The organism is Candidatus Cryosericum hinesii, assembly GCF_003570985.1.
Classification (GTDB): Bacteria; Caldisericota; Caldisericia; order Cryosericales; family Cryosericaceae; genus Cryosericum; species Cryosericum hinesii.
This window is the reverse complement of sequence record NZ_QXIW01000017.1, coordinates 1-2,937: the sequence shown is the minus strand read 5'-3', so window position 1 is coordinate 2,937 and position 2,937 is coordinate 1. Positions and strand designations below refer to the sequence as shown.

The 2,937-nt window shown below is 56.9% G+C and carries 3 protein-coding genes and 1 pseudogene; all 4 read right to left on the bottom strand.

Annotation, left to right across the window (positions count from 1 at the left end; genetic code table 11):
- Positions 1-254, bottom strand: a pseudogene (locus SMC3_RS03245) (aminomethyl-transferring glycine dehydrogenase subunit GcvPB); the annotation flags it as partial.
- 11 nt (positions 255-265) lie between these two features.
- Positions 266-1,639, bottom strand: coding sequence for an aminomethyl-transferring glycine dehydrogenase subunit GcvPA (gene gcvPA, locus SMC3_RS03240; protein ID WP_119089819.1), 1,374 nt, complete (start codon positions 1,637-1,639; stop codon positions 266-268).
- The gene (gcvH, locus tag SMC3_RS03235; RefSeq protein ID WP_119087334.1) at positions 1,617-1,997 is read right to left on the bottom strand and encodes a glycine cleavage system protein GcvH; all 381 of its coding nucleotides are present in this window, start codon (positions 1,995-1,997) and stop codon (positions 1,617-1,619) included. Before gcvH ends, gcvPA begins: the two co-directional genes overlap by 23 nt.
- 98 nt (positions 1,998-2,095) lie before the next feature.
- Positions 2,096-2,937: 16S rRNA (adenine(1518)-N(6)/adenine(1519)-N(6))-dimethyltransferase RsmA (gene rsmA / locus SMC3_RS03230; protein WP_119089818.1), on the bottom strand; the 842-nt coding region annotated here is incomplete at its 5' end.

Below are 2,937 nucleotides of genomic sequence, written 5' to 3'. Positions count from 1 at the left end.
GCCATTCGCTCGTTGATCTTGGGGTTGTACTTCATCGTGCACGACCCCAGCGGGTAGAAGCCGGTGTCGACACCGTAGTTTATCGTAGCCAGATTCGTGAAATGGCGTACCAGGTCAAGTTCTGCGACCTGTGGCAGCGGTTTCACCGCAGCGCGCGCAAACTCAGGAATATATCTTTCGGCTACAGCCCTGTCCTCCTCGAACCCAAACGAGAATGCCGACCGGCCTGCCACACTCTTCTCAAATAGAGTCATCTTCCGCCACCTCAGCTCAATGCGCCGAGAACCTGCCCAAGGATACTGTCCTTGAGCATCTCGGTCGCGCAGACCAGATACGTATGAGGCATCCCCTGGACTTCCGGGACAACGCCACGAGCAAGAGCGAGCGGTGGAAACACCGGCACACCCGCCAGTCGGGAGCGCATATCTTCGGGAGCGATCGAACTGGCAAGGACTGCTTCATTGAACACTGGGCTCTGCTTGAAAACACGGGTGAAGTGCCCGGTCGCCTCGAGTCCACTGATCAGCTTCTGCAGCTTCGCAACGTTCTCACAGGCAAGTGCCCTGAATCCCGACTCGCCCACACTGCCAAGGTATACAGCTGCCGTTAGTGCGTTGAGTGCATGGTTCGAACAGATATTGGACGTCGCCTTCTCGCGTCGAATGTCCTGCTCGCGCGCTCTCAACGTCATGACAAATGCCTGGCGACCCTTTGTGTCGATGGACTCACCGACGATTCGACCGGGAAAGTCACGGTTGTACTTCTTCAGGGTGGCAAAGACGCCAAGATGCGGCCCACCAAATGACATCGAGAGACCAAGCGACTGTCCCTCACCGACGACAATGTCTGCTCCAGTGCCAACACCATACTTGAGCAGTCCCAGAGCCATCGCTTCGGTGAAGGATTCGACAAACAGGGCATCGTGCCCGTGGACGGCTGTCCCGATGGCACCAAGGTCTTCGATAATGCCCAGGTAGTTTGGACTCTGGACAAGAACTGCGCTGCACGCAGAGGCAGACAGTTTTAGCTCCAGATCTTCCATGGATACGCGCCCGTCGCCATCCATCCTGACGACATCGACGGCAATCCCGTGTGGTTTCAGGTAGGTCCGGACCGTTGCCAAGTAGTTCGGGTTCACCGTTGCAGCGACGAGCACCCGGTCCGCCTTCTTGACACGATGAGCCATCAGCATGGCCTCAGCGGTCGACGAGGCCCCATCGTACATCGAGCAGTTGGCCAATTCCATATCGGTGAGTTCCACCATGAACGACTGGAACTCGAACAGGGACTGCAACGTCCCCTGGCTTATCTCGGGCTGGTATGGCGTATATGCTGTGACGAAACCCGGGAGAGATGCAAGGTGTGGGACGACGGCTGGAATGAAATGCATGTATGCCCCGGCGCCCAGAAGAGAAGCCTTCCTGGGACCCGAGTTCCGGGACATCATGGTGTCCCAGTACTCGACCATCTGATCCTCCGTCAATCCGTCGGGGAGTTGGAGACCGCCTTCCACGCAGGAGTTGCCAGCAAAACACTTGACGATGTCATCAAACTGCAGGCCAATCTTCTGCAACATCGCCTGCTGCTCATCACCTGTCGCCGGGATGAACGAGAACCTATTCCTTTCTGTACTCTGCATAGTCAGTAGCGCTCATCAAGCCATTCAGCTCATCCGGATTCGAAAGCTCGATCTTGGCCAGCCAGCCGGCTCCAAACGCATCACTGTTGAGGAGTTCGGGCTTCGCGGTGACTTCGTGATTGACTTCGAGAACCTTGCCCGACACGGGCGTATAGACGTCCGAGGCAGCCTTGACCGATTCGACAGAGGTCAGGAGGTCTCCTGCCTTCAATGTCGAGCCGACGGAGATGTCTCCGACGAACACGACATCTCCCAGCTTGCCCTGGGCGTAGTCAGAGACTCCAACGAACGCAACGCCACCCTCGACGCGTACCCACTCGTCCGACTTCGCATAACGTGCATCGTTCTGAATCTTCATAATCGTATACCTCCCGAAATAAGATGACTTGGTTTACCGAGAGATTTTACTCCCGATGAGGGAAAAGGCAACACGGCGGGCGCTCTGGACGCCCTCGATCAAACGCGAGTCACCCGGGAGACCGCCCGAAACAAGTCGATGAACTCCGAGGGCGTGAGGACCTCCGGGCGAAGCTGAGACGTCTCGGCGAACTCACCCGTAAGCGGGACGCCAAGTCGGCGAAAGAAGTCAGCCAGTTTCTTGCGCCTGTGCAGGAACGACTGCTGAACAAATCGCATGAATGGCGCGACTTCGGTGTCCTCCAATCCACTTGGATGTCTGAGAAACCCCAGAAGGGTCGAGTTGACCTCAGGACGCGGGAAAAACACGTCAGGCGAAAGCTCGAGCAGCCGCTTGATATCGAAGAATGTCTGGGCCACGACAGACAGCGAGCTGTAGTCACCGTTCCCGGAATGAGCGGCAAGACGGGTTGCAAACTCCCGTTGGAAGAGCAGGCAGGCTTGTCCGATACAATCGGTTCGAATGAGCTTCAGGACAGTCTCGGAGGACCGAAGATAGGGAAGATTCCCCATAAGCACCAAGGTCTCGCCCTCATGTCCCAAAGCACACCAGTCTGCATCCAGGGCATCCTCATACCTCAGTTCGATACGTGTCCGGAGAGGGTCATCGGCCAGAAGGGCTTCATGAACCTTGCGAAGACGCTCGTCAATTTCGTAGGCAATCACGCGTTTTCCACGCTCAGCGAGAATCCCGGTAAGAGCAAGCGCCCCGGCACCTACTTCGACGAACACCACGCTCTTGTCTGAAGGGAACAGTGAAGCCATGGAGGCAAGTACGTTCCCGTCGACCAGGAAGTTCTGCCCGAGGCGTTTGGACAGGACAACTCCCGTCCGGTTCAGCAAGTCACGAAGCGCAGTTGGGGTGAGCGTGTTCATATTGT

Excerpts from the sequence above, each read along its gene's own strand:
- gcvPA (WP_119089819.1), bottom strand. The coding sequence starts at position 1,639 with ATGCAGAGTACAGAAAGGAATAGGTTCTCGTTCATCCCGGCGACAGGT.
- gcvH (WP_119087334.1), bottom strand. The coding sequence starts at position 1,997 with ATGAAGATTCAGAACGATGCACGTTATGCGAAGTCGGACGAGTGGGTA.